Source organism: Methanofollis fontis (genome assembly GCF_004297185.1).
GTDB classification, from domain to species: domain Archaea; phylum Halobacteriota; class Methanomicrobia; order Methanomicrobiales; family Methanofollaceae; genus Methanofollis; species Methanofollis fontis.
In genome coordinates, this window is sequence record NZ_PGCL01000003.1 from 43,117 (window position 1) to 67,743 (window position 24,627).

At 62.8% G+C, this 24,627-nt stretch carries 22 protein-coding genes; 8 read left to right on the top strand and 14 right to left on the bottom strand.

Features of this window, described 5'->3' with window-relative positions:
- Positions 1-66 precede the first annotated feature (66 nt).
- The 4 genes from CUJ86_RS07155 to CUJ86_RS07170 are packed head-to-tail and all read right to left on the bottom strand — an operon-like array spanning position 67 to position 3,571.
- Positions 67-651: a hypothetical protein gene (locus CUJ86_RS07155; RefSeq protein ID WP_130646898.1), complete on the bottom strand. Its 585-nt coding sequence runs from the start codon at positions 649-651 to the stop codon at positions 67-69.
- Between the two features lie 31 nt (positions 652-682).
- Positions 683-1,180, bottom strand: coding sequence for a DNA-deoxyinosine glycosylase (locus CUJ86_RS07160; protein WP_130646899.1), 498 nt, complete (start codon positions 1,178-1,180; stop codon positions 683-685).
- On the bottom strand, positions 1,177-1,356 hold the full coding sequence (locus CUJ86_RS07165; RefSeq protein ID WP_130646900.1) for a hypothetical protein: 180 nt from the start codon (positions 1,354-1,356) through the stop codon (positions 1,177-1,179). The genes CUJ86_RS07160 and CUJ86_RS07165 overlap by 4 nt, the downstream gene beginning before the upstream one ends.
- Entirely contained in the window at positions 1,343-3,571 is a 2,229-nt protein-coding gene (locus CUJ86_RS07170; protein WP_207231390.1) for a Tex family protein, read from the bottom strand. Before CUJ86_RS07170 ends, CUJ86_RS07165 begins: the two co-directional genes overlap by 14 nt.
- A gap of 38 nt (positions 3,572-3,609) precedes the next feature.
- Here CUJ86_RS07170 and uvrA point away from each other — a divergent pair, with 38 nt between their 5' ends.
- From uvrA to CUJ86_RS07190, 4 genes are all read left to right on the top strand, one after another.
- Positions 3,610-6,471, top strand: coding sequence for an excinuclease ABC subunit UvrA (gene uvrA, locus CUJ86_RS07175; RefSeq protein WP_130646901.1), 2,862 nt, complete (start codon positions 3,610-3,612; stop codon positions 6,469-6,471).
- The gene (uvrC, locus tag CUJ86_RS07180) at positions 6,468-8,018 is read left to right on the top strand and encodes an excinuclease ABC subunit UvrC (protein WP_130646902.1); all 1,551 of its coding nucleotides are present in this window, start codon (positions 6,468-6,470) and stop codon (positions 8,016-8,018) included. Before uvrA ends, uvrC begins: the two co-directional genes overlap by 4 nt.
- Positions 8,015-9,952 (top strand): excinuclease ABC subunit UvrB, encoded by a 1,938-nt coding sequence (uvrB, locus tag CUJ86_RS07185; protein ID WP_130646903.1) that lies wholly within the window; start codon positions 8,015-8,017, stop codon positions 9,950-9,952. Before uvrC ends, uvrB begins: the two co-directional genes overlap by 4 nt.
- A 1,173-nt stretch (positions 9,953-11,125) precedes the next feature.
- Positions 11,126-12,754: an MBL fold metallo-hydrolase gene (locus tag CUJ86_RS07190; RefSeq protein WP_130646904.1), complete on the top strand. Its 1,629-nt coding sequence runs from the start codon at positions 11,126-11,128 to the stop codon at positions 12,752-12,754.
- Positions 12,755-12,766: 12 nt separating this feature from the next.
- On the opposite strand, the gene CUJ86_RS07195 is transcribed toward CUJ86_RS07190, so the two are convergent.
- A complete protein-coding gene (locus CUJ86_RS07195) occupies positions 12,767-13,789 on the bottom strand; it encodes an AI-2E family transporter (protein WP_165394819.1) in 1,023 nt (340 codons plus the stop codon).
- A gap of 195 nt (positions 13,790-13,984) precedes the next feature.
- Here CUJ86_RS07195 and CUJ86_RS07200 point away from each other — a divergent pair, with 195 nt between their 5' ends.
- Positions 13,985-14,386: a fasciclin domain-containing protein gene (locus CUJ86_RS07200; RefSeq protein WP_130646906.1), complete on the top strand. Its 402-nt coding sequence runs from the start codon at positions 13,985-13,987 to the stop codon at positions 14,384-14,386.
- Positions 14,387-14,429: 43 nt separating this feature from the next.
- Here the strand turns inward: CUJ86_RS07200 and CUJ86_RS07205 are convergent, their stop codons facing one another.
- From CUJ86_RS07205 to CUJ86_RS07240, 8 genes are all read right to left on the bottom strand, one after another.
- The gene (locus CUJ86_RS07205) at positions 14,430-15,728 is read right to left on the bottom strand and encodes an STAS domain-containing protein (RefSeq protein ID WP_130646907.1); all 1,299 of its coding nucleotides are present in this window, start codon (positions 15,726-15,728) and stop codon (positions 14,430-14,432) included.
- A 1-nt stretch (position 15,729) separates the two neighbouring features.
- Entirely contained in the window at positions 15,730-16,143 is a 414-nt protein-coding gene (locus CUJ86_RS07210) for an ATP-binding protein (RefSeq protein WP_130646908.1), read from the bottom strand.
- A 2-nt stretch (positions 16,144-16,145) separates the two neighbouring features.
- A complete protein-coding gene (locus CUJ86_RS07215; RefSeq protein ID WP_130646909.1) occupies positions 16,146-17,507 on the bottom strand; it encodes a PP2C family protein-serine/threonine phosphatase in 1,362 nt (453 codons plus the stop codon).
- The gene (locus tag CUJ86_RS07220) at positions 17,504-17,860 is read right to left on the bottom strand and encodes an STAS domain-containing protein (RefSeq protein WP_130646910.1); all 357 of its coding nucleotides are present in this window, start codon (positions 17,858-17,860) and stop codon (positions 17,504-17,506) included. The genes CUJ86_RS07215 and CUJ86_RS07220 overlap by 4 nt, the downstream gene beginning before the upstream one ends.
- A 101-nt stretch (positions 17,861-17,961) precedes the next feature.
- A complete protein-coding gene (locus CUJ86_RS07225) occupies positions 17,962-18,603 on the bottom strand; it encodes a class I SAM-dependent methyltransferase (RefSeq protein WP_130646911.1) in 642 nt (213 codons plus the stop codon).
- Positions 18,600-19,112: an FKBP-type peptidyl-prolyl cis-trans isomerase gene (locus CUJ86_RS07230; protein WP_130646912.1), complete on the bottom strand. Its 513-nt coding sequence runs from the start codon at positions 19,110-19,112 to the stop codon at positions 18,600-18,602. Before CUJ86_RS07230 ends, CUJ86_RS07225 begins: the two co-directional genes overlap by 4 nt.
- Positions 19,113-19,163: 51 nt before the next feature.
- A complete protein-coding gene (locus CUJ86_RS07235; RefSeq protein WP_130646913.1) occupies positions 19,164-20,558 on the bottom strand; it encodes an MFS transporter in 1,395 nt (464 codons plus the stop codon).
- Between the two features lie 66 nt (positions 20,559-20,624).
- Positions 20,625-21,380 carry a SagB/ThcOx family dehydrogenase gene (locus CUJ86_RS07240; RefSeq protein ID WP_130646914.1) on the bottom strand — a complete coding sequence of 252 codons (756 nt, stop codon included), beginning with the start codon at positions 21,378-21,380 and terminating at the stop codon, positions 20,625-20,627.
- A gap of 90 nt (positions 21,381-21,470) precedes the next feature.
- Here CUJ86_RS07240 and CUJ86_RS12320 point away from each other — a divergent pair, with 90 nt between their 5' ends.
- Positions 21,471-22,748, top strand: a complete 1,278-nt coding sequence (locus CUJ86_RS12320; protein ID WP_165394820.1) for a GNAT family N-acetyltransferase — start codon at positions 21,471-21,473, stop codon at positions 22,746-22,748.
- 31 nt (positions 22,749-22,779) lie between these two features.
- Here the strand turns inward: CUJ86_RS12320 and CUJ86_RS07250 are convergent, their stop codons facing one another.
- Positions 22,780-23,178, bottom strand: coding sequence for a YigZ family protein (locus tag CUJ86_RS07250; RefSeq protein ID WP_235855607.1), 399 nt, complete (start codon positions 23,176-23,178; stop codon positions 22,780-22,782).
- A gap of 52 nt (positions 23,179-23,230) precedes the next feature.
- Between CUJ86_RS07250 and CUJ86_RS07255 the strand changes: the two genes are divergently transcribed.
- Positions 23,231-23,644 carry a plastocyanin/azurin family copper-binding protein gene (locus CUJ86_RS07255; protein WP_130646916.1) on the top strand — a complete coding sequence of 138 codons (414 nt, stop codon included), beginning with the start codon at positions 23,231-23,233 and terminating at the stop codon, positions 23,642-23,644.
- Between the two features lie 9 nt (positions 23,645-23,653).
- The gene (locus tag CUJ86_RS07260; RefSeq protein ID WP_165394856.1) at positions 23,654-24,598 is read left to right on the top strand and encodes a radical SAM protein; all 945 of its coding nucleotides are present in this window, start codon (positions 23,654-23,656) and stop codon (positions 24,596-24,598) included.
- The last annotated feature ends 29 nt before the right edge of the window (positions 24,599-24,627 follow it).

Consider the following 24,627-nt stretch of genomic DNA (forward strand, 5'->3'; position numbering starts at 1 on the left):
CCGATAATGGCCGGAAATATCAGGTTGACCCTGAAGAGCTCGCCGTAGTAGAAGATCGATTCCCCTTCACCTCCTCCACCGCCGGTAGCGTTTCAGCACAAAGGCGGCAAAAACCCCGAGGGCGGCGCCATTCAGGATAATGCCCACCACCGGGTCTGCAAGGTCGGTGCCGATGAGGTTGGCGTGGACGATGGCGAAGAGCAGTGCCAGATAGACGAGCATGTGCAGAAAACGCCATGCCCCCCCGAGACGGCGCCTGAAGATGGCGGCACCGGCGGCGATGATCAGCATGTAGAGGGCAGGGCGTCCGGCAAGGGCCCAGAACGCCCCCCATGAGGCAAACGACGGGATGAACACCGACGGGCTGGCGGCCAGCACCGCCACGGAGAGGGGGTGGAGAATGGCGGCAGAGAGACCGAAGGCGACAAAGAAATGGTGCATCCGGATGAAGGGGCGACCGAAGACGGCCCTGATCTCGCCGAGAAACGGCGTCATCATGGCGGCCACGGCAAGTGCGCAAAAGGCGTTGAGGGCGAAGAGACGGACGAGGAGTGCCAGCGGGGTGGGCGCCCCCCGCAGAACGGCCTGGAGGCTGACGATGCCGAAAAGGGCGGCAATCACCACTGCCAGCAGAACCCCCCGCCGCTCCATAGGATCACCCGCAGACGGGCGGCAGCCTACATCAAGGTTGCGGCGGATGGGGGAGCGCCGAGCGCCAGCATGCGATCTTCCTGTCGAGGCCGAGGCGTGCATGCGCCGGACTGGTGGAGGGCAGCGACACCACTGTCACGCCGGGGAGGTCCCAGGTCTCCGGATGGGTTCTCCTGAGCCATTGTTCTGCCGCCCTGCCGTTGAGGGCGACGACCCGGATCGTGGGGTGCTCCCCCAGAAGGGCGGGGATATCGTTTGCGACCGCATCCCGGATCGAGGCGTCGCTGCTCCCCTTCCGGGTGCACCCGGAGAGCACGTCCCAGAGTGCGACACCCCGTTCGGTCAGGGCATGGAGCCGTTCAGGATAGGGGAGGGCGTGCGATACCCCGAAGAGCGCCTCCATCACCCTCCAGAAGGCGTTTGCCGGGTGGGCGTAATATTCGCCGGCCCTGAGCGATATTTCGCCGGGAAAACTGCCGAGTATCAGGACCACGGGGTCCGGCCCGATCGCCGGGGGGAGACCGCTCATCCTGATTCGTACCTCCAGAGCATGCACGCACCCTCGTCCCGCCGTTCGCCGGGGGAGAGGGCGAGCAGGCGTTCGCTCGCATGCTCCCTGCAGACCTCGGCAGCGCAGCAGCCGTAGATCTCCATGCCGATGGCAGGTTTTCCACAGATGGCGCATTTTCCTTCAGCACGTCCCATCTCTGCCGCCTCCCCGCTCCTGCCCCCGCATGGAGAGGGCGATCCGTTTTCGCCCGGCATCGACCGAGAGGACGGTGACCCTGACCCGCTGGTGGACCCGCACGATCTCGAGGGGGTCGCGCACATACCGCTCCGAGAGTTCGCTCACATGGACAAGGCCGTTCACATGTACGCCCAGATCGACGAAGGCGCCGAATGCGGTGACATTCGTGACAACGCCAGCGAGCACCATGCCGGCCTCCAGGTCGTCGATCGAATGGACGGCAGCATCGAATTCCGGCGGTTCATACGTCCCTCTCGGGTCCAGACCCGGCCGCTTCAGTTCGCTTCTGATATCCTGGAGGGTGGGGAGACCGAGATCCGGCGTCACGTAGCGGGTGAGGTCGATGGCGTCCGGGAGGGTGGGGTCGCCGATGAGGGAGCGGAGCGGGCGGTCCAGGTCGGCGGCCATCCTCTCGACAATACCATAGCGCTCAGGATGGATGGCAGTGGCGTCCAGGGGGTTCTCCCCGCCCCGCACCCGCAGAAATCCGGCCGCCTGTTCAAAGGTCCGCGGCCCGAACCCGCGCACCTCCATGAGACCGAAACGCGATCCGAATGCCCCGTGCTCCTCCCGGTGGGCGACGATCCGCTCCGCGAGCCCGGTCCCGATGCCGGAGACATAGGAGAGCAGGGACGGACCGGCCGTATTCACGTTCACCCCCACCCGGTTCACGGCCGCCACCACCGCGTCATCGAGGGCGGATTTCAGGAGGCTCTGGTCGACGTCGTGCTGGTACTGCCCGACACCCAGGGACCGCGGCTCGATCTTCACGTATTCGGCCAGGGGGTCCTGCACCCGCCTCCCGATCGAGACCGCACCCCGCACGGTGATGTCCTGGTCAGGGAGTTCGCGGCGTGCGATCGCCGAGGCCGAATACACCGATGCACCGCACTCCGAAATGGATATGACCGGGACCGCCCTCCCGAAGGCTACGCCCCGGAGAAAGGCGGCGGCCTCCCGCCCGCCGGTGCCGTCGCCGACGGCGATGACCTCGACCTGGTGGCGTCGGCAGAGGTCGGTAAGCACCTGCCGCGCCTCGTCCTCCCGCCGCTGCGGGGGGAGGGGGTGGACGGTCGCCGTCTCAAGCAGCCCGCCCTGCGGGTCAAGGCAGACGACCTTGCAGCCTGTGCGGTATCCGGGATCGACGGCGAGCACCGTCTTCTGCCCGAGCGGCGGGGTGAGAAGCAGGCTGCGCAGGTTCTCCGCAAACACCCTGACCGCCTCCCGGTCGGCCCGTTCCTTCAGGAGACGGAGGCATTCTCGTTCGATTGCCGGGGCGAGCAGCCTCTGATAGCCGTCGGCGACGGCCCGCGCCACCTCCGCCGACATGGCACCCGCCCCGTTCCGGTGGCGGCGGTTGAGCAGGGCGAGCGCCCTGTCGGGCGGGGGCGTACAGTGGAGAGAGAGCACACCCTCCCGCGACCCCCGCAGCATCGCATGGAGGCGGTGCGCCGGAACGCTTCTGGCGGTTTCGGCGTGCTGAAAATACTCCTGGTAGGTCGCCCCTGTCTCCTCCTTTCCCCTGACGACCGCGGTGTTGAGCACCCCCTCTCTCATGAAGAGGGTGCGGACCGCCGCCCGCGTATCCGGGTCCTCTGCCACGCTCCCGGCGATGATGTCCCGCGCCCCGGCCAGGGCATCCTCTGCAGTCGCCACACCCGCATCAGGGCTGATATAGGCCGTTGCCGCCCGATGCGGGTCCTCCTTCCCCTGCCCGAGCAGCAGGTCGGCCAGGGGTGCAAGCCCGCGCTCCCGCGCCGCCGATGCCCGCGTCCTCCGCCGCGGCCGGTAGGGGAGATAGAGGTCCTCGAGGACGGACTCCGTGCGGGCGTCCCTGATCTGCCGTTCCAGCGCCGGCGTGAGGTGCCCCCCTGTTTCAAGGGCGGCGAGCACGGTCGCCTTCCGCTGCTCGAGTCTGCGCACCCGCACGATGCCGTCCCGGACGGCGGCGATCTCCACCTCGTCCAGCCCCCCGGTCGCCTCCTTCCGGTAACGGGCGATGAACGGGACGGTGGCCCCGTCCGAGAGCAGTGCGGCCGCACCCGCCACCCGATCCGGCCGGAGGTCGAGATCCGCCGCTACGGTCCTGCAGATCGCCTCCATGCCGCACCCGTCGGTCTCCTCCATGCTCCTTTCGTCCCCCTCAATGCACGCCGCTGTCACGGTCCGCATGACTAATAGGGTGTGTGGAGAAATATTGGGGTAGAATAATGAAAAACCTGGTCATCAAAGGGGCGCGGGAGCACAACCTCAAGAATATCACGGTCACCCTCCCGCGAGACAGGCTTATCGTCCTCACCGGCGTCTCGGGATCGGGCAAGTCCACCCTTGCCTTCGACACCATCTATGCCGAGGGGCAGCGGCGCTACGTGGAGTCGCTCTCGGCCTATGCCCGCCAGTTTCTCGGGCTGATGCAGAAGCCCGACGTCGACGCCATCGAGGGGCTCTCGCCTGCGATCTCGATCGAGCAGAAGACGACATCCAAAAACCCACGCAGCACCGTCGGGACGGTGACGGAGATCTACGACTATCTCCGCCTCCTCTTCGCCCGCATCGGCGTGCCCTACTGCCCTGAGCACGGCACCCGCATCGAGGCGCGATCCCCTGAGGCGATCGCCGACGCCATCGCCGCCTCCTTTCCCGGAACGGTGACGGTGCTGGCGCCGGTCGTCCGCCAGAAGAAGGGGACCTATGCCCAGGTGCTCAAGGACCTCGACGCCGAGGGGTATGCCCGCGTCCGCCTGGACGGGGAGATCGTGCGCACCGACGAGGAGCACCCGCTGGAGCGGTATGTAAAGCACGACATCGATGTGGTGATCGACCGCTTCGAGACCCTGGAGCGCTCCCGTCTGGTCGAGGCGGTGGAAAACGCCCTCCAGAAATCGGGCGGTCTGGTCATCGTCCTGGGGGAGGAGGGGGAGGAGGAGATCTATTCGGCCTCGATGGCCTGCCCGGTCTGCGGCCTCTCTTTTGAGGAGCTCCAGCCCAGGATGTTCTCCTTCAACTCGCCCTTCGGCGCCTGCGAGGTCTGCAACGGCCTCGGGATCAGGATGGAGTTTGACCCCGACCTGATCATCCCGGACCGCTCGAAGAGCATCGCCGACGGCGCCGTCGCCCTCTACCGCAACTATGTCGACGGATACCGTGCGCAATACCTCTCGGCGGTCGCCCGGCACTTCGGGTTCACGGTGCTCACTCCAGTCCGCGACCTGACCGAAGGGCAGTTCAACGCCCTGATGTACGGTTCAAAGGAGCGGATCCGCTTCTCGATGCAGATGAAGAGCGGGGACGCCTCGTGGTCCCATACCGGCGCATGGGAGGGTCTCCTCCCGCAGGCCGAACGCCTCTACCACCAGACCCAGTCCGAATACCGGCGCCAGGAGCTCGAGAAGTTCATGCGTGTGCTGCCCTGTCCGGGCTGCGGCGGAAAACGGCTGAAGGAGAAGGTGCTCGCCGTCCGCATCGGCGGCAAGAACATCATCGAGGTGACCGACCTGCCGGTGACCGACGCCATCGCCTTCTTCGAGGACCTCTCCCTCACCCCCAGGGAGGCGGAGATCGCCAGGCAGGTGCTCAAGGAGATCCGGGCCCGCCTCTCCTTCCTGCGGGAGGTCGGACTCGGCTACCTGACGCTCTCCCGGAGCGCCGGCACCCTCTCGGGCGGTGAGGCGCAGCGGATCCGGCTTGCCACCCAGATCGGGTCGAACCTGACCGGCGTGCTGTATGTGCTCGACGAACCCTCGATCGGGCTCCACCAGCGGGACAACCACCGCCTGATCGAGACCCTGCAGAAACTCCGGGATATCGGCAACACCCTCATCGTCGTCGAGCACGACGAGGACACCATCCGCGCCGCCGACCATGTGGTGGACATCGGGCCGGGTGCGGGCGTCCATGGCGGCGAGGTGGTGGCCGAGGGGACGCCGGCGGACGTGGCCGCCAATTCGGCCTCACTCACCGGGCAGTACCTCTCCGGGGCCCTCTCCATCCCGTTACCGGCGCATAGGCGGCGCTCTGACGACTATATCAGGATCAGCGGCTGCCGGGAGAACAACCTCAAGAGTATCGATGTCGCCGTCCCGATCGGTGCCCTCACCGTCGTCACCGGTGTCTCGGGCTCGGGCAAGTCCACCCTGGTCGACGACACCCTCTACCGCGCCCTCTCACGGGAGATCTACGGCACACGGACGACGCCCGGTCGCCACGACGCCCTCGCCTTCGACGCAGCCGTGGACAAGGTGATTGTGATCGACCAGAGTCCGATCGGGCGGACGCCCCGCTCGAACCCGGCGACCTATACGAAGGTCTTCGACGAGATCAGGAAGGTGTTTGCCGAGACAAAGGAGGCGAAGGTCCGGGGCTACAAACCGGGAAGGTTCTCCTTCAACGTGAAGGGCGGGCGGTGCGAGGCCTGCCAGGGCGACGGCGTCATCAAGATCGAGATGAACTTCCTCCCTGACGTGTATGTGGAGTGCGACGAGTGCAAGGGCAGACGCTTCAATGCCGAGACCCTGGAGGTGCGCTACCGGGGGAAGAGCATCGCCGATGTGCTGGAGATGACGGTGGAGGAGGCGCAGGCCCTCTTCGAGAACATCCCCTCGATCCGCAACAGGCTCGAGACCCTCACCAGGGTCGGCCTCGGCTACATCAAACTCGGCCAGAGTTCGACCACCCTCTCCGGCGGTGAGGCGCAGCGGATCAAACTCACGCGCGAACTCTCGAAACGGGCGACCGGACGGACGGTCTATCTCCTCGACGAACCCACCACCGGTCTCCACTTCCATGATGTGAAGAAACTCATCGGGGTGCTCGACAGTCTCGTCGAGAAGGGGAATACGGTGGTGGTGATCGAGCACAACCTGGACGTGATCAAATCGGCCGATCACATCATTGACCTGGGGCCGGAGGGCGGGGACGCCGGCGGTCATGTGGTGGCCGTCGGCACGCCGGAGGAGGTGGCGGCGGTGGAGGAGAGTCATACCGGGCGGTTCCTCCGCCCCCTGCTGGACCGTGACCAGCACCTCCGGAAAACCCACAGAATGGCCGTTGCCGAAGACCGAACCGGGCCATGATCGACTACTCCGTCTTTCCGGAAGCGCCGGGCTGCTACCTCTATATGGACGACGCCGGCAGGGTGATCTATGTCGGCAAGGCGAAGAACCTGAAACGGCGGGTGAGCAGTTATTTCACCAGGGGGGGTCACGACCCCAAGACCGAGCGCCTGGTGGAGTCGATCCGCTCGGCCGACTATATCGTCACCGGCACCGAGACCGAGGCGCTGATCCTGGAGAACACCCTGATCAAGCGGCACCGTCCGAGGTACAACATCGACCTGAAGGACTCCAGGAGCTATGCCTATATCCACCTGACAGAGGGGCCCTACCCCCGCATCGGGATCGCCAGGCAGGCGAGGGGCAAGGGGGAGTATTTCGGCCCGTTCGTCTCGGCAAAAGAGCGGGATTATGTGCTCAACGTCGTCAAAAAGACCTTCGGGCTGCGTTCCTGCCGGCGGATGCCAAAGCGCCCCTGCCTCCGTCACCATATCGGCACCTGCACTGCCCCCTGCATCGGGGCGATCGACGAGGCGGGATACCGGGAGCGGATCGATCGGGCCCGCAGCGTGCTGAGGGGGAGGACAGGTGACCTGATCGCCTCTCTGCGAGCCGATATGCAGCGGGCGTCGGACGATCTCGAGTATGAACGCGCCCTCGAACTGCGGGACGAGATCGCCGCCGTCGAGCACCTGGCCGCCAGACAGCGGATGGTGAGGCGAACCGATCACGACGAGGACATCATCGCCTCGATGGTGAAGGACGGCACCGTCTATCTGATGCTGTTTGCGGTGATCAAGGGAACCCTGACCGACAAACAGGAATATGTCTTCCCTGAGTCGGAGGGCTATTTCGAGGAGTTTCTCGTCCAGTACTATGGCGAGCGCACACCGCCGAAGGAGGTGATCCTGGCCGAGGCGATCGATCCGGCACTGGAGGCATATCTGGGCGAACGCCGTGGGTCGCGGGTGACGGTCACCGTCCCGCAGCGCGGCGACAAGAAGAAACTCCTTGACCTTGCAATTAAGAACATCGAGATCACCTTCTTCGGCGACCACCTCAAACTCCAGGCGCTCGGGCGCGCCCTTCACCTCCCTGAACCGCCGAACGTGATCGAGTGCTTTGACATCTCCCACCTCTCGGGGACGGCGATGGTGGGGTCGATGGTCCAGTTCCGCGGCGGACGACCGGACAGACAGAACTACCGCCGCTTCCGGATCAGGGACGTCGAGGGGATCGACGACTTCGCGGCGATCGCCGAGGTGGTCAGGCGGCGCTACACCCGCCTGAAGGAGGAGGGCGGGGAGTTTCCCGACCTGATCATCATCGACGGCGGGAAGGGGCAGCTTGGAGCGGCGATGGCAGAACTGAAACGTCTCGACACCAGGATCCCGATCATCTCCATCGCCAAACGGGAGGAGGAGATCTTTGTGCCGGGCTTCCCCCACCCGATCCCGATCGGGCGGGACGAGAAGGCCTCCCTGTTCGTGCAGGAGATCAGGAACGAGGCGCACCGGTTCGCCATCACCTACAACCGTCTGCTCAGGAAGAAGGCGATGATACAATGACGGAATTTTCAGTTCATGCGGATTTTTCCCCGGCCGGTTCCCAGCCCGGGGCCATCAGGGCGCTGAGCGGGGGGCTCGAGGGAGGGGAGCGCTTTCAGACGCTGCTCGGCGTGACCGGGTCTGGAAAGACCTTCACGGTCGCCCATGTGGTCGAGGAGGCGCAGCGCCCGACGCTGGTGGTGGCGCACAACAAGACGCTTGCGGCGCAGCTCTACAACGAGTTTTCGGGGTTTTTCCCGGAGAACCGGGTGGAGTACTTCGTCTCCTACTACGACTATTACCAGCCCGAGTCCTATATCGCCGCAAAGGACCAGTATATCGAGAAGGACGCCTCGATCAACCCGAAGATCGAGCAGATGCGGCTTGCGGCCACCGCCTCGGTGCTCTCCCGCCCGGACACCATCATCGTGGCATCGGTCTCCTGCATCTATGGTCTCGGCAACCCGGAGAACTTCCAGGGGATGGGGTTCGAGGTGAAGCGGGGCGACCGCCTGCGCCGCGCCGATCTCCTCGAGCGACTGGTGGACATCCTCTATGAACGCAACGACATCGAACTGATGCCCGGACGCTTCAGGGTGAAGGGCGACACCATCGACCTGATCCCCGGGTATTTCAACAATATCATCAGGATCGAACTCTTCGGGGACGAGGTGGACCGGATATCGGAGATCGACCGGCGGAGCGGCAGGCGGAAGGAAACGCTTGATTATTTCTATGTGTATCCGGCCCGCCACTTCGTCACCCCGGAGAGCGAACGGAAACGCGCCATCGCATCGATCGAGCGGGAGCTCGAGGAGACCCTCCCCTCCCTGGGGATGATCGAGGCCCACCGCCTGGCGCAGCGGACCCGCTTCGATATTGAGATGATCGAGGAGACCGGGAGCTGCAAGGGGATCGAGAACTATTCCCGCCACTTCGACGGGAGAAAACCCGGTGAAAAGCCCTACTGCCTCCTGGACTATTTCCCCGACGACTTCCTGATGGTCATCGACGAGAGTCACCAGACCCTGCCGCAGGTGCGGGGGATGTACAACGGCGACCGGTCACGCAAGGAATCGCTCGTGAAATACGGGTTCAGGCTCCCCTCTGCCTTCGACAACCGCCCGCTGAAGTTCCATGAGTTCGAGGGCTATATGCAGAACGCCATCTTCGTCTCGGCCACGCCCGGCGACTACGAACTGCGGCATTCGTCCCATGTGGTCGAACAGATCATCCGTCCGACCGGTCTGGTTGACCCGGTCGTGGAGGTGCGCCCGATCCAGGGGCAGACCGACGACGTGATCCGCGAGATCAGGGCGGCGGTCGGGCGGGGGGAGCGGGTGCTGGTCACCACGCTCACCAAACGTCTTGCCGAGGAGATGACCGATTATCTGGCCGAACAGGGCATAAAGACGCGTTACCTCCACTCCGAGATCAATGCGATCGAGCGGACCGAGATCATCAGGCAGCTCCGTCTCGGGCGCTTCGACGTCCTCGTCGGGATCAACCTGCTCAGGGAGGGCCTGGACATCCCCGAGGTGGGCTTCATCGGCATCCTGGACGCCGACAAGGAGGGCTTCCTGCGGGACGCCCGCAGCCTGATCCAGATCATCGGGCGGGCGGCGCGGAACGCCGATGCCCATGTGGTGCTCTATGCCGACACCCTCACCGACTCGATCCGCACCGCCGTAACAGAGACCGAACGGAGACGGGCGATGCAGGTCGCCTACAACGCCGAGCACGGCATCGTCCCGCAGACGATCAGAAAACCGGTCCCCGAGAAGGAGGTCGACCTCACCGATACAAAGCACGTCCCGACGTCGGAGATCCCGAACCTGATCATCGAACTGGAGACGCGGATGTACGAGGCGGCGGAGGCGCTCGATTTCGAGCGGGCGATCGAACTGCGGGACCGGGCGCAGCGGTTGAAGGAGGAGCGGGGTGGGGGAGAATGATTTCGATGGATATACGGGAATGAAAACCGGAACCTGGGGCGATGTCTCAATGACTGTTCAATTGCGCCCGACACTCGTGATCCGTCCTGCTGCCGGACCCTTGCGTTCACCCCCGCCGCCGTCAGGTCTGGATTTGGACGGCAGATCCGCATGAACGTCTCCTCAGATACGGCATTGAGCGCTGAATACTCTCTTGTTCACTCCCGGGATCGGAGCATCTCCCCCAGATGGATGCACAAAATCACTCTCTTCATCCCCGAATGTCCCCTGGAACCACCCCCGCCCCCATCGCATCGACCGGGGGGAGCGGGGGGTGGAACCCCCCGTCCCGTGCTTTGCGAGATTAGTGATCTGCTCCAGACCGGGAGGGGAGACCCCTCCCGGACCCACCCCCTCGATGGGATAGGGGCGGGATTGATGGAATCATGCATTTGGGGGAGTTCCATGTGATTTTTCCCCGGGTGTGTCTTCCCTCCAGAATGGTATCCGGGACGCTCTCGCATCCGGAGATCTCACAGAGAACCGTCCCCCTCCCTATCGCATCGACCGGGGGGAGCGGGGGGTGGAACCCCCGGTCCCGTGCTTTGCGTGAATAGTGATCTGCTCCAGACCGGGAGGGGAGACCCCTCCCGACCCACCCCCTCGATGGGATAGGGAGCGGATCGTTGAAACCATGGAAAAGTGGTTGATGCAGATGTTTCTGGCAAACGGTTGAATGCATTCCGGATGGATGCACAAAATCACTCTCTTCATCCCCGAATGTCCCCTGGAACCACCCCCGTCCCTATCGCATCGACCGGGGGGAGCGGGGGGTGGAACCCCCCGTCCAATGCTTTGCGAGATTAGTGATCTGCTCCAGACCGGGAGGGGAGACCCCTCCCGACCCTCCCCCTCGATGGGATAGGGAGCGGATCGTTGAAACCATGGAAAAGTGGTTGATGCAGATGTTTCTGGCAAACGGTTGAATGCATTCCGGATGGATGCACAAAATCACTCTCTTCATCCCCGAATGTCCCCTGGAACCACCCCCGCCCCTATCGCATCGACCGGGGGGAGCGGGGGGTGGAACCCCCCGTCCAGTGCGTTTCGGGAATAGTGATCCGCCCTCGAACGTTCGGGCCGAATCGACGCGGATATAACCTGCCGGTGCGAGGATCCTGAGAGAAATCGCCCATGGACACCGACTGGACTGAGATACCCGGCACCGATGGTGCACGTCTTCTCCCCCTGACACGCTATCCAGACGTCACCTGCTCAAACGTCTTCGTGATCCGCAGGGATGCGGACTGCCTGATCATCGATGCCGGATCAGGCGACGACCAGATGGCGGCGATAGAGCAGGCCCTCGGGGAGTCAGAGCAGGGATATCTGGTGCTCACCCACTGCCACTTCGACCATGTCGGCAACCTGATCCGGCACCGGGACCGCTTTTCTGCTGCCGGTGTTCTCGTCTATGCCCAGGAGGAGGGGGCATGCGCTCTGGAGGATGCCGATCCGGCACCGACCCTTGCCGATATGTTCGGCACGGAGATAGCGTCGGTGTCGGTCGATATTCCGCTCCTTGGCACAGAAGATTGCTCCGGTCCGATCTGTACGGGGGCGGGGACCGCAGGAACGCTCCGCTCCCAGGAGATCCTCTTCCCCTCCGGTCTCTCCGTCACCGCCTACCACGCACCCGGTCACAGTCCGGACTCGATCTGTGTCCGGGTCGGCGGCCACCTCTTCCTCGGAGACCTTCTGTTCGCCGCCAATCCGGGTGTCGCCGGTCTCCACGGCTGGAACCGGCAGCATCTCCTGGAAACAGCGGCAGGTGTGCGCCACCTCCTCTCATCAGGCATGATCTCCTACTGCTGGAGCGGGCACGGCAGGGGGATCGCCGTCCCTGACGCCATCAGGGCCCTCGAAAGGCTGGAAGAGGAGGCAGAACACCTCCCGAATATCATCCGATTCGACCGGGCCCGCCTGGATGCCTCGACCGGGTATGCCGTCGATCTCCTGGATGAGGCAGGCCGGATCTTTCCGATCATCGCCGGGAGACTCTATTACCTCTCCTATTATCTCGACCTCCTGGGCGAAACGGAGGAGGCGGAAAAATACCGGACCCTGCTGGAGAACGATACAATCGATCAGGTCCTCACGCAGTTTCAATCGTTCGCCGAGCAGTTCAGGGAGGGGGAGAAGATCGATATCCAGTTCGTGCTGAAGGCGGCGCAGGTGGTCGGCAGAATCGAGGCGGCGATGAAGAACGGGTCGGACGTGCCGGGAATAGATGTGTCACTCATCAGACGGGCAAACCGCCTCCTCTCAGACTGCCTCTCCACCATCTATGGTGACGATCCCCGGGGATACCTGCAGAGCGTCGATATCACCACCCACCTGGAGCCCTATCTTGCCGACCTCACCTCTCCGGCAGACCTCGACAGGGCGATGATCGAGGCTGCGGACGACGAAGAGGCATTCAGGTCGGCACTGGCAGCGCGGATTGCCCGGACCACGCTCTTCGACCGGACGCTCATCAGATATACGGCAGCACAACGCCCCCTCTCCATCCGCACCGATCCCCTCCGCCTCTGCGATACCGTGGCCGGCGTCTGCGAGGACTGCGCCGCCGAAGGGGCGGAGGAGATCGCCATCACTGCAGGGGAGGTGGAGGGCGAGATCCTCCTCTCCATCTGGTCGGACCGGAGGGGAATGAATGCCGGGGGGTATGCCCGCCGGTTCGAACGCTGCGGGGGGCGGTGCAGGATCGAGGAATCGCCGGACGGCACCGGGATCGTCGTCACGTTCCCGAACACCTCCTGAACGCCTCCATCTTCATCCGCTGCCGCCGTTCCGGGTTTGCGAGAACTCTTTCACCATGATCCGGTAGCCCGCCAGCAGCAGGGCCACAAACAGCGGTCCGAGAATAAAACCCATCACCCCCATCACCGCCATCCCCCCGAAGAAGGCCATGAATATCAGCACCGGTGGGATCTCCACCCGCTGCCCCATCAGGATGGGGCGGAGGAAGAGGTCGGGCATCCCGGCCACCACCGGATACCCGATCAGCGCCAGCAATGCAAGCGCCCGCCAGTCGCCGATGGCGAGGGCGTACACCCCCAGAAAGAGGATCAGAAATACCGGCCCGAGCACCGGCACGATCGCAAACAGGGCGGAGAGGATCGAGAAGAACAGGACGTGATCATAACCCAGGAGCCAGAAAAACGGCAGGGCAAGGAAGAAGGTGATGAAGGCGATCGATATGTGGACGACCAGGATGGAGTAGAGGGTGTCGGAGACGGTTCTCGAATAGAGCGAGAAGGATCCCATCGAACGCACCGGGACGACGCCCAGGATGTCCTGCCAGATGCGGTCCCCGGTGATGAGCAGGAAATACACGGTCAGGAAAAAGATGATGATCTTGATGATCGCCATCGGCACCAGGGCGAGGGCGTTGATGATCCCGATCTGGATATCGGTGATCAGGGAGGAAAACACCTCCTGAAAGGCGTTGATTGGGATGAGGGCGGTAAATTCGCCGGAGAGCATCGAGCGTATCCATTCGATGATCGTGGTGATCATGCCGGCCAGATACCCGGCGTTCTGGGAGAGTATGGTCAGTGTGGTGACGATCAGCAGGAAACCGATGACAAACACGCTGATGGTGATCACGGCCGAGGATATCCAGGGGGCCACCACCTCAGAAAGACGGCGCTGCAGCGGCATCAGCACGACAGCGACAGATATGCCGACGATTAAGGGGTTTATAAGCGGCCAGAAGGCGATCGTCGCACAGGTGACGATTATCGCCGTCAGGGCGACGATGAAGAGGTCCCACCGTGCTCTCGGGATGTACATACCGGTGCATACTCTCTTCCTGTGGATATATAGGCTGGGGGCAGGACGGCCATGATTCATGATGTTTTTTACCCTCCACTGCGCCAATTAATCACGCAATGGCCACATTGCCGGTAAATGAATGTGCATTAATTGAGAATAGTATTAAATACGTATCTCGCCCCTGAGTCACTGTCCCGGAGGAGGGATGACCAGATGAGAAACATTGTTGAAACGGCGATAGATGTGGGCGGTTTTACCACGCTCGTCAAGGCGGTGCAGGCCGCCGGGCTTGCAGAAACGCTCAGCTCTCCAGGCCCATTTACAGTATTTGCACCAAATGATGCCGCATTTGCCAAGATCCCTGCACAGCAGATGCAGGACCTTCTGAAAGACAAGAAACAGCTTGGACGGATTCTCACCTACCATGTGGTGCCCGGCAAGTACATGGCCGCCGACGTGATGAAGATGAAGACGGCCCAGACGGTGAATGGCGCCGAACTCAGGATCGATACCAGCGATGGCGTGCGGGTGAACGACGCACGCGTCATCAAGCCCGATATTGTCTGCACAAACGGCGTCTGCCATGTCATCGACACCGTGCTGATGCCGAAATAATCCATCTCTTTTTCTGCTGTTTCTATGGGCAGTTACCGATATTTCAGGAGATCCTGATTTCCTGGATATAGGCGATCCCGATCCGGGCGCGGTGGAGGCGAGTGGAATCCAGGAGATGGCGCATATCCACGAACTCGCCCTCTTCTAGACAGCGTCCGATCCCCTGCTCGAGATCGCTCTCCGCCTCCCAGAGCACATTCCTGAAGACCACGCCATGGTTGTGGAGATATGCCCCGCTCCCCTCCCCCTCTGCGGGGTGGGTATAGGAGATCGCCGTCAGGGATGACGGATCAAATGCACAGAGATCTGCCGAGAGATCGACGCCGACGCCGAACGTGACGATGCTGTCGCCGTCATAGCGGGGTTCGGTATCGATATCCATCCAGTCCTCGATCATGCCCTCGTCAAGGATGGAACTGCCGTCTGCGGGAGCGTTCTCGATACAGGGCGACCGCCGGATCCCGGAACTCTCGACCCCTGCGGCAACCCCCCAGACGGCGACCGCCACAATCCCGGAGAACCCGCCCGTCCGTTCCCGTCCCCTGGCGAACACCGCACGATACAGGGCATCCAGGGAGATGGCATCGCCATTTGACGGTTCGATGAGGGCAAATTCCTGAAACCCTCCTTCAAGCGAGACATTGAACCCGGTGTAGGCGACCACGCCCCCGTCCTCCCGGGCCGGCACAAAGAAATCCGGCGTATCGTGCCCGTCCGTCGGAAGCCAGATCATCGCACCATGGATCGTCATCATCTCGCCGAGCAGGGGCATCGCATCCTCCACACCGGCACCGAGGGCACCGAGCCCCAGGGAATAGCGGATCCCGGAGAAGGGTTCGGCGCGGATGTCCCCGGCAGAGAGACGGGAATGGAGGAGGTCATCAAGACTCCCCGTGACCTTCAGCACCGAGTCGCGGGGCGAACCCCGCTCGAACCTGAACCTGATACCCTCGTACTCCACCGACGGGCTCTCCAGTTCGTCGATCAGGGAGAGGGAATCCTCACGCCGGTGACAGCGTTCGAGGGCATCAGCACGTCCGGTGCAGATGGTGAACACCCGGTCGAAACCGGCCATAGAAAGAACCTGCATGGGATATTCGCCCACCCCGCAGAGGACCGTCCCACCGCCCCGCCCCTTCAGCAGTTTCTGCAGGGCAAGGATCACCCGGATTCCGGCACTGCTGATATAGGTCGTGCCCTCCAGGTCGATCACCGTCGAGCGGTCGTCGTCCCTGAGGGCGCCATCGAGCGCCTCATCCACCTTTCCGGCCGTATATCCATCGAACCGCCCCTTCACCCCGATGACCGGGATCCCGTCCTGCCGTTCTGTCGTAATCTCCATTTTATCTTCCTTCCTGCACGTGTTTTTTCAAGATCAGGATATTCCTGCCGTTCTGTCGTCTATACTGCATCTCGTCGGTCATCTGTCTGATAAAATGGATGCCGAGACCGCCAATCGGCCGTTCATCGATATCGGCATCGGTATCAGGGGCCTCTGCACCCGTCGGGTCGAACGGGGGTGCCCGGTCCTCGATCCTGATGGTGATCTCCTCCTCATCGAAGGTGCAGAGGACCCGGATCCGCCCCCCACCCCCGGCAAATCCGTGCATGATGATGTTGGTGACCGCCTCGTCCACGGCAAGCTCCACCTCCATGGCCGCATGTTCGGGCACCCTCGATGCGGCAAGGGCGGTACGCACATAGGCAAGCGCCTCCGGGAGGGAGGAGATCACCGCCTCGATACAGATCCCGTCCACCCTCACAACCCCCTCAGCACCATCAGGGTGATATCGTCAAACTGCGGTTCAGAACCGGCATGGTCATTGATTGCCGACCTGATCTGGCGGATCAGGTCGCGGGAGGATTCAGTGCGGTGCGAGAGCACGGTCCGCTTCAACCGCTCCTCCCCGAACTCCTCGCCCGCAGGGTCGATCGCCTCGGTGACGCCGTCGGTATAGAAGACCAGGAGATCGCCCTGCGTGATCATAACCGTCTCCTCACCATACTCCATCTCCTCCATGGCGCCCAGGGCCACGCCGGTCGGCATCAGGCGGATGAACTCGTCGGTGTCTGCCTTCAGGAGGAGAGGCGGGTTGTGCCCGGCGCTGGCATAGGTGAACCTCTGCCCCTCCTCATCAAGGACACCGTAAAGGAGGGTCACAAACATCCCGGAATCCGACTGCTCCGCGATCATGGTATTGGCATCTGCAAGGGCGACGGCGACGTCGTCGTGCCATGTGGCCATCGCCCTGATGATCGTCCGGGAGAGCGCCATGAACAGGGCGGCCGGGACGCTCTTTCCCGAGACATCCGCGATCACAAGCCCGGTCCGTCCTGAGCGGAGACGGATGGCATCATAAAAGTCCCCGCCGACCTCGCGGGCCGGACAGCTGACCGCAGAGAGGTCGTAGCCCCTGAGGGGAGGGATGGAGCGGGGGAGGAAGGTCTGCTGGATGTCCGCTGCGATCTGGAGCTCCGCTTTTTTTCTCTGGAGTTCGTCGTGATAGGCGTCCCGTTCGGTCTTCGTCCGCCGCTCCTCGCGGAGGTTGACGATGATCTGCGCAAAGATATACATCCCGATCGCATTGGCAAGGATCATCGGGAGCGCCACCTGGCTCACGACGTCCCATGCCTGCTCAAACGGCGAGCAGATGAGGAGCACCAGGATCATATGCAGACCCTCCATGCCGGCGGCAAAACCCACTGCCGTCCTGACCTGGACCGGTCGCCCCCGGTGGAGAAGATAGACGGCGCCGCCGAGCGCACCGGCCAGCACCGTGGCGATGGTGCAGGGCAGGACGGTGAACCCGCCCATGCCGAACCTGAAGGCCGCCCCGATGAGGCCGGCACCGATGCCCACCACCGGACCGCAGAAGACGCCGGCCACCATCGGGCCGAGGTCCCGCACATTGATCGGCGCTCCCAGCACCTCGATACCGCTCAGGGTGCCGTAGATGGAGAGTACGCCGAAAAACAGGATCAGCATCGCCTGATGGCGGATGGTGAGGCGCCGGTCAAGAACGGCGGCGAAGAGGGTCGTGCGGGTGATGAAATATGCCGCCACCACGATGACGCAGATCATCTCGAAGAGGACGAGAAAGTCCCCTATCTCTGCGTTCATTCACCGGTTCCTTTCTCTTGGAGCGCCTCGTCGACGCCCGGATATACCGGAAAGATCCGCAAAAAGCCGGATATCTCAAAGACCTCGCGGACAAATGGCTTCATGGCTGCGATCTTCAGGGTTCCGCCCCCTCTGCTCAGGTTTTTCTTTGCCGCAAGGAGCACCCGCAGACCTGAACTGCTGATATAGTCAAGGTCCGTCATATCCACTACAACCGATGATGCACCGTCCCGGACCGCGGACGCCAGTTCCTGTTCGAGGTCGGCGGCGGTGGATGCATCGATCCGCCCGCTCACCGGGACTACCGGGGTGCCGTTGATGATCCTGTGCCCTGTATGTGTGGGATCAGTCATTGGTATGTGCGTCTCCCTTTAGACAATAAGTAGGTTGTTTTTCGTTCCTCACGAACAGGATTGTCCGGTGAAGTGGGCGAATAAAATCTTGTGAAAGGGTGTCAGCACCCTTTTTCAAACACCGCAGAGATCTCGGACCGCGGGTGGTCCCGCCCCCGCACACGGAGGGTCCACTCGTGCTCTTCGATCCTGAGCGGGGTGAGAGCAGGGAAGAGGTGCTGCACCTCGCCCCCGGTAAAATAGTGCGTCATGATCCCGTTGCCCCGGAGATAGGAGGACTCTTCGACCTCGCTCCCCTTCCCGCACCTGAGATCCCGGACGGAGAAGACCCTGAGGTGGAGGCACCCGCCGGGGGAGAGCACCCTCGACCATTCGACGGCGCATTGCCGCCGTTCACGACGGTCCATATGGCCCAGGATATGGAAGGCAACGACGGTATCAAAGACCATATCCCTGAAGGGCAGGGTGCGGGCATCGGCGACGAGCAGGCGGCGGCATCCAGGGACCGACGTCCGGGCAAGGGCGACCGCCGCCGGCGAGATGTCAAAGGCGGTGACCTCCGCTCCCATTGAGGCAAGCAAACCGAGTGTCTTGCCGTTTCCGCACCCGATCTCGAGCACACGCTCGCCCGAGACCGTCTCCGGGATTGAGAGTGCCGCTCCCCCCCAGAAGTGGCCGCGGCTCCGGTATTCCGCCTCCCATGCCCCCGCCGGACCGGGACCGCCGTCAGCGTGCCGGCTCATGACGCTGCTTTCTGGATCGAGAGAAGCGTGATATCGAATTTGAGGTCCTCTCCTGCCAGGGCCGGGTTCGCATCCATCACAACGGTCGTCTCATTGATGGCGATCACCCTGAAGATCACTGTCTGACCGTTGATCTGCTGCAGGAACATCTGGCCGACGGCGGTGTCGTCCGGAAGACCGGAACGGTTCACAGAGGAGACGAGATCTGGGTTGTATTCGCCATAGGCCTCAGCCGCCGGTATCAACACACTCACCGACTCCCCCTCGGAGAGCCCGATCACGGCCTTCTCGAAGCCCTCGATCACCATATTCTTTCCGATAGTGAAGGTGAAGGGCTTCCTCCCGATCGAGGTGTCGAATACGGTGCCATTGGGAAATGAACCGGTATAATCGACCGTCACGTTGTCCCCGACCTCGGCGACGCTGTTTTCGGCCGTTCCCGTGCATCCTGCGGCACAGATCAGCGCTGCAAGGACGAGGACTCCGGCCAGTGCTCTTCCGGATTTCATGTCAAGCAGATTGGGGTCCGCGGGATATAGAGTACCCTCTCCACAGGGGGGTCAGGCGGACCTGACCCTGCCCCGTGCAAGGGAGAAATAGATGCCGGCCACGCAGATCGCTGAGAAAACGGCGAATGCGATCCTGATGCTCTGGAGAAGGGGTTCGTGCAGGTCAGGGGTGATCTCGACCCGCCCGATCATCACCGAGAAGATCATGAGGGCGATGCCCATCGAGAGGATCATCCCGACCTGCCGGGTGGTGGCGAGGGTGGCGGAGGCGATGCCGAGCTGATGCTTCTCCACCGAACTCATGATGGCGTTGGTGTTGGGCGAGGAAAACAGGGCAAACCCGAGCCCGAGGACCGCCAGGGCAGCGGCGATCACGATGACCGGCGTCTCGTCGGAGAGCAGGGCAAACATCACAAGACCGATGACGGTCACCCCCATCCCTGCCGAGGCCACGATCGAGGGTTCGATCCGGTCGGAGAGTTTCCCTGCCGATGGGGAGAGCAGGGCCTGGACGAGGGGCTGGACGAGCAGGATGGTCCCTGCCGTCCCGGGATCAAGCCCCCGGTTGTACTGGAGGTAGAGGGAGAGCAGGAATGCCACGGCGAATGTGGCGCTGTAGTTGATGAGGGCGGCGATATTGGAGAAGGTGAACACATGGTTCTCGATGAAGAGCCTGACCCTGAGCACCGGGCTCTCCACCCGCAGTTCGAGGAGGATGAAGGCGGCACCCAGCACGGCGCCGGCGATGATAAACACCCACGCACTGAGGGCGGGCAGGATCGTGATGCCGTACATCAGGAACAGCAGCATCATCCCGTAGACGACGGAGCCCGCCACATCGAAGTGTTCAGGATGCCGTTCGGTCCATGAGCCGCCGGTGCGCGTGAGCAGGAGGATGATGGCGATGCCGAGCGGGACGGTGAAGAAGAAGATGCTCCGCCACCCGGCAAACTGCGTCAGGATCCCGCCGAGGAAGGGGCCGATCGAGAGCCCGATATAGACGGCGGCGACATTTATCCCGAGCACCCGCCCCCGTTCGCCCGGCGGGTAGACCGCCGTCAGGGCGGCCACCGCCGTGGAGAAGATCATGGCGCTCCCGATCCCCTGCAGCATCCGGATGGCGATGAGCATCCAGATGGAGGTCGAAAAGGCGCAGAGAAGGGTGGCGACCGAGAACACAACGATCCCCGGTGCAAAAATCCGTTTCATTCCGTAAATGTCCCCGAGTCGCCCCATCGGGATGAGGAACACCGCAGAGGCGAGCAGGAACGAGGTCGGCACCCAGCCGAGGAGGATGGCATCGGCGCCAAACTCCGTCCCGATGGCAGGGAGGGCGATATTGATGGACGAGGTCATAAAGGGGGTCATGAAGGCGGCAAGCGTGGCGATGATGAGGATGCAACGCCGTTCCAGGAGGGCGCCGTCAGGACAGGATGGTGCGGCCATATGTATTCACTCAATCTTGTTCCTGCCCCCTCAAAAACTCTCGTGCCCCGGAAAACGGGGAAAACTTCAGGACGGGGATCCGGGGGGCGCCGGACCCACGGTGGCGGCATAGATCACGAAGGCGTTCTCACCGTCAAGTCCGAGCACCGCATTCAGGGCATCGTCGTCAAATGCCCCGATGGCGCACACCCCGCACCTGACCGCTTCCGCTCCCAGATAGAGGTTCTGGCAGGCATGACCGGCGTCGATGAAGATATAGCGGTAACCTCTCTCTCCGTAGCGCCATGCCATCCGTTCGATATCCGCTGCCCACAGGAAGACGGCGGCAGCGTCACGCACCATGGGCTGGCCGAGACAGGCGTCATAGATCTCTGTCGCCGGATCGGATGGCCCCATCACCCTGAAAAGTCGATGCGAGAGCGCCGAATAGTGATACAGGCCGGGTTCAATTCCCTCCACGGTGTTGAGGAGCAGGAAGGTCTCCAGGGCGTGGCGGGCGCCGGCCGACGGCACCGTCCTGAACGTCCATTCGGTGCCCGCCACCGACTGCACCCCCTGCGAGCACCAGAGCAGAAACGAGAGCGTTTCTTTTGACATCTTTGTCATCAAGTAGTCCCTGACACTCCTCCGCCGCGCAATCGCATCTACAAGGGGTATATCATCGATCGTCGCATCAGATGGCGACGGAAGCGCCACCCCCTCGCCCCGGTGCGGGCGCTCCAGGGGGGGCTGAACCCGCCCGAGCATCTGATCAGAGGGAGGAAAATGCCCGAATTTTGTCTCCTCGATGAACCTCCTTCCCGCAGCGCTCCTCTCCGCCATGGCCACCCCTTGCCGGCATCCGGCAAAAACTCTCCGCCTCATTTCACAGAATATATAGGAGGGGGCATCGTATTCGGATTAGAGGAGAGGTTGCATATCGGGATCGAACTCTTCAAGCGTGTTGTTATCGCCACGGATTTCTCCGTGCATGCACAGGAGGCCCTGAACGCCGTTTCCCTGCTGCCCGGGGTCAGGTCGGTGCTGGTCGTCCATGTAATCCCGCATGACGGGAGCGAAAGGGCATGGATCAGCGGGCACCTCCTTCGTTCGGGTGCGGAGATCGGAGCGGAGAAACTGGCGGCGATAACAGAACGATATGTTGCGGCGGGTATCGATGCCGATTATCGCGTAATCGAGCAGGGGGAGGGAGATATCGCCTCGAAAATCCTCGATGTCGCCGGCAAATATGGAGCGACCGCCATCGTCGTGGGTGCGCATGGCCACGGGATGATCGGCAGCCTCTTTCTGGGGAACGTTTCGGCCGGTGTGCTCGAACGGGCGGATATCCATGTGATCATCGTCAGGGATGAACATGTGGAACCGCCCCTGTTCAGGACCGTCATCTGTCCGGTGGACTTCGGCAAACCCTCGGCCGAAGCAACGGCGCTTCTTGCGGACCTCGGGGCTGAACGGGTGGCGCTGGTGCATGTGCTCCCTGACCACCCGGATGAAGCAAGTGCCCTGGAGGCCGAACAGAAACTCTCGGCCCTCTCGGAGACGGTGGCGGCCCGGGGCATCAGGGCGGAGACACGGGTCCTCCGGGGAAAACCCTCGAGCGCCATCATCAGGGCGGCACAGGACCTCGAGGCCGACCTGATCCTGATCCCGCGCCTTGGCCGGACCGATTACATGAGTTCCATCTCGATCGGGAGCACGGCACGGGTCGTGGGCGAGGGCGCCCCCTGCACGGTGCTGATCCTGTCGCTGGTGTTCAGCCTGGGGATCGAGACACGGGAACTGGAATCATCGGAGTTCCCCCTTGTGGACGCTGTCTGGGAGAAATATCACGGCCAGCATGCCGATCCCACCACCGACCGGATCTTCGGCGTCTTTGTCGAAGGCACGCTTGCGGCCGTTGCCCGGTGCCGGCGGCATCCCGACGGCTTTGAGGTGGACGGGGTGTTCACCTCTCCCGGTTTCAGGGGACGCGGCTATGCCCGGCACGCCGTCGAGGCCCTGCTGGACGCCTGCGGAACAGATGACCTGTACATGCACTCCACCCTTGAACTGGTCGTGTTCTACGGCCACTACGGTTTTGTGGCCATCCCGGAGTCGGCACTCCCAAAGACGATCCGGGAACGCTATTCGTTTGCCCTCGGGAATATGGAGGGCTCAAACGTCCAGCCGATGATGCGGAAAGGAAAATAGGGGCCGGATCAGTTCGCATACACCATATTTTTTACTTTTCGGGCGGCAGGCAGGCGACCGCACCCTCCGCGGCATCCCTGAACGCCCTGGTCACACCGCCGGGGCCGAGTTTGATCCCCCCAAAGATCCGCGAGACGATCAGGGCGTGGCTGTCGAGATCATGCTTCTCGAGGACCTGGAGGAGCGCCCTGCCCGGGTGACCGACCTCACCGTCGTTTTTGCCGGCGGCGACCGGGACCGCACCGCCAAGAAAACGGACGGCAGAGACATGATGCGCCGCCCTCCGGTATCTTTTCCGGTGGAGGGCGAGGGCGTCGGCGATCTCGGCCGGATCCTCCAGATGATAGAGGTGTGCATAGAACCGCGACTTCTGCACGTCCAGTTTCACCACCGAACATTCCTGCATGCAAGAGAGGTTGGCCGCCGGCACCCTTCCTGCTTTCGGGGCAACCCATATATAGGGTGATGCAGTCTTCACGCGCATGCATGCTGGTCGCTGCATACCATTTATCATCCTCCTCGCCGTCTGCCTCTCTGGATGCACCGGCGGGGACGGAAGTCCGCCCCCTCCTGTGGAGACGACGCAGGTGCCGATCACAGGAGAGGTGACCGAGATCGATCTGGTCGCCGAGCAGTTCGCCTTCGATCGCACCGAGATCACCGTTCCGGCGGGATCGACGGTGGTGATCAGGTTTGAGAACCGGGATCCGGGCGTGGGGCATAACTTCGCCCTGTACCTTGACGAAACAGCGCAGACCGTCCTCTTTAAAGGTGACCTCATCACCGGACCATCGACGACGACCTACACCTTCACCGCGCCCGAAACGGCGGGAACCTACCATTTCCTGTGCGATCCCCATCCCCGGCAGATGAAGGGGGATTTCATCGTGGTCTGAATGCGCCGTATGAACAACCTGCCCCCTCCCTCCTATCGACGCCTCTATGAAACCGGTGACCTCGCCGCCCGTGTTGAGCAGGCATGGGAGATCCTGCGTTCATGCACGCTCTGTCCCCGCCGGTGCAGCATCGATCGCCTCCAGGGCGAGGCGGGGTGGTGCGGGAGCCGGGACCTCCCGAAAGTTGCGAGTTTCGGACCACATTTCTGTGAAGAGCCCGAGCTGGTGGGAAGAAACGGTTCCGGGACGATCTTTTTCTCGAACTGCACGATGCGATGTGAATATTGCCAGAACTATGAGATCAGCCAGTGCGGGCGGGGGGAGGAGATCAGGTGCGACGATCTCGCCAGGATCATGCTCGCCCTCCAGCGGCAGGGCTGCCATAACATCAACCTGGTCTCGCCCACTCACTATGTCCCCCAGATCCTGCGTGCGCTTCTTGCCGCCGCAGAGGGCGGGCTCGCTATCCCTCTTGTCTACAACACCGGCGGGTATGATCTGGCAGAGACGATCCGTCTCCTCGACGGCATCGTCGATATCTACATGCCGGACGCAAAATACGGCAGCGATGATGCCGCCCGGCGGTTCTCACACGCCCCCCACTATACCCGGTATATGCAGGAATCGATCCGGGAGATGCACCGCCAGGTGGGCGATCTGGAGGTCTGGGACGGTCTGGCCGTCAGGGGGCTGATCATCCGGCACCTGGTGCTGCCCGGGGGATATGCCGAAAGCAGGGAGGTGTTCAGGTTCGTCGCCGATGAGATCTCCCGCGACAGTTACCTGAACCTGATGGACCAGTACCGCCCGGAATGGCATGCCGTTCTCAGGGAGTCAGGACTGCCGGCGGCATTTTCCCGGCCTCTGAATGCCGCTGAATTCGAGGAGGCGCTCGGCGAGGCGCGTGCTGCCGGACTCTGGCGCGGCCTTGCCCCCGGAGGGGAGGAGGGGTGACGGTCAGGTTTATGGGATCAGATGAGAAT

Excerpts from the sequence above, each read along its gene's own strand:
- CUJ86_RS07205 (WP_130646907.1), bottom strand. The coding sequence starts at position 15,728 with ATGGAGATTACGACAGAACGGCAGGACGGGATCCCGGTCATCGGGGTG.
- CUJ86_RS07220 (WP_130646910.1), bottom strand. The coding sequence starts at position 17,860 with ATGACTGATCCCACACATACAGGGCACAGGATCATCAACGGCACCCCG.
- uvrC (WP_130646902.1), top strand. The coding sequence starts at position 6,468 with ATGATCGACTACTCCGTCTTTCCGGAAGCGCCGGGCTGCTACCTCTAT.
- CUJ86_RS07200 (WP_130646906.1), top strand. The coding sequence starts at position 13,985 with ATGAGAAACATTGTTGAAACGGCGATAGATGTGGGCGGTTTTACCACG.
- CUJ86_RS07255 (WP_130646916.1), top strand. The coding sequence starts at position 23,231 with ATGCATGCTGGTCGCTGCATACCATTTATCATCCTCCTCGCCGTCTGC.
- CUJ86_RS07215 (WP_130646909.1), bottom strand. The coding sequence starts at position 17,507 with ATGAACGCAGAGATAGGGGACTTTCTCGTCCTCTTCGAGATGATCTGC.
- CUJ86_RS07195 (WP_165394819.1), bottom strand. The coding sequence starts at position 13,789 with ATGTACATCCCGAGAGCACGGTGGGACCTCTTCATCGTCGCCCTGACG.
- uvrB (WP_130646903.1), top strand. The coding sequence starts at position 8,015 with ATGACGGAATTTTCAGTTCATGCGGATTTTTCCCCGGCCGGTTCCCAG.
- uvrA (WP_130646901.1), top strand. The coding sequence starts at position 3,610 with ATGAAAAACCTGGTCATCAAAGGGGCGCGGGAGCACAACCTCAAGAAT.
- CUJ86_RS07260 (WP_165394856.1), top strand. The coding sequence starts at position 23,654 with ATGAACAACCTGCCCCCTCCCTCCTATCGACGCCTCTATGAAACCGGT.
- CUJ86_RS07160 (WP_130646899.1), bottom strand. The coding sequence starts at position 1,180 with ATGAGCGGTCTCCCCCCGGCGATCGGGCCGGACCCCGTGGTCCTGATA.
- CUJ86_RS07225 (WP_130646911.1), bottom strand. The coding sequence starts at position 18,603 with ATGAGCCGGCACGCTGACGGCGGTCCCGGTCCGGCGGGGGCATGGGAG.
- CUJ86_RS07190 (WP_130646904.1), top strand. The coding sequence starts at position 11,126 with ATGGACACCGACTGGACTGAGATACCCGGCACCGATGGTGCACGTCTT.
- CUJ86_RS07240 (WP_130646914.1), bottom strand. The coding sequence starts at position 21,380 with ATGGCGGAGAGGAGCGCTGCGGGAAGGAGGTTCATCGAGGAGACAAAA.
- CUJ86_RS07230 (WP_130646912.1), bottom strand. The coding sequence starts at position 19,112 with ATGAAATCCGGAAGAGCACTGGCCGGAGTCCTCGTCCTTGCAGCGCTG.
- CUJ86_RS07170 (WP_207231390.1), bottom strand. The coding sequence starts at position 3,571 with ATGCGGACCGTGACAGCGGCGTGCATTGAGGGGGACGAAAGGAGCATG.
- CUJ86_RS07165 (WP_130646900.1), bottom strand. The coding sequence starts at position 1,356 with ATGGGACGTGCTGAAGGAAAATGCGCCATCTGTGGAAAACCTGCCATC.
- CUJ86_RS07155 (WP_130646898.1), bottom strand. The coding sequence starts at position 651 with ATGGAGCGGCGGGGGGTTCTGCTGGCAGTGGTGATTGCCGCCCTTTTC.
- CUJ86_RS07235 (WP_130646913.1), bottom strand. The coding sequence starts at position 20,558 with ATGGCCGCACCATCCTGTCCTGACGGCGCCCTCCTGGAACGGCGTTGC.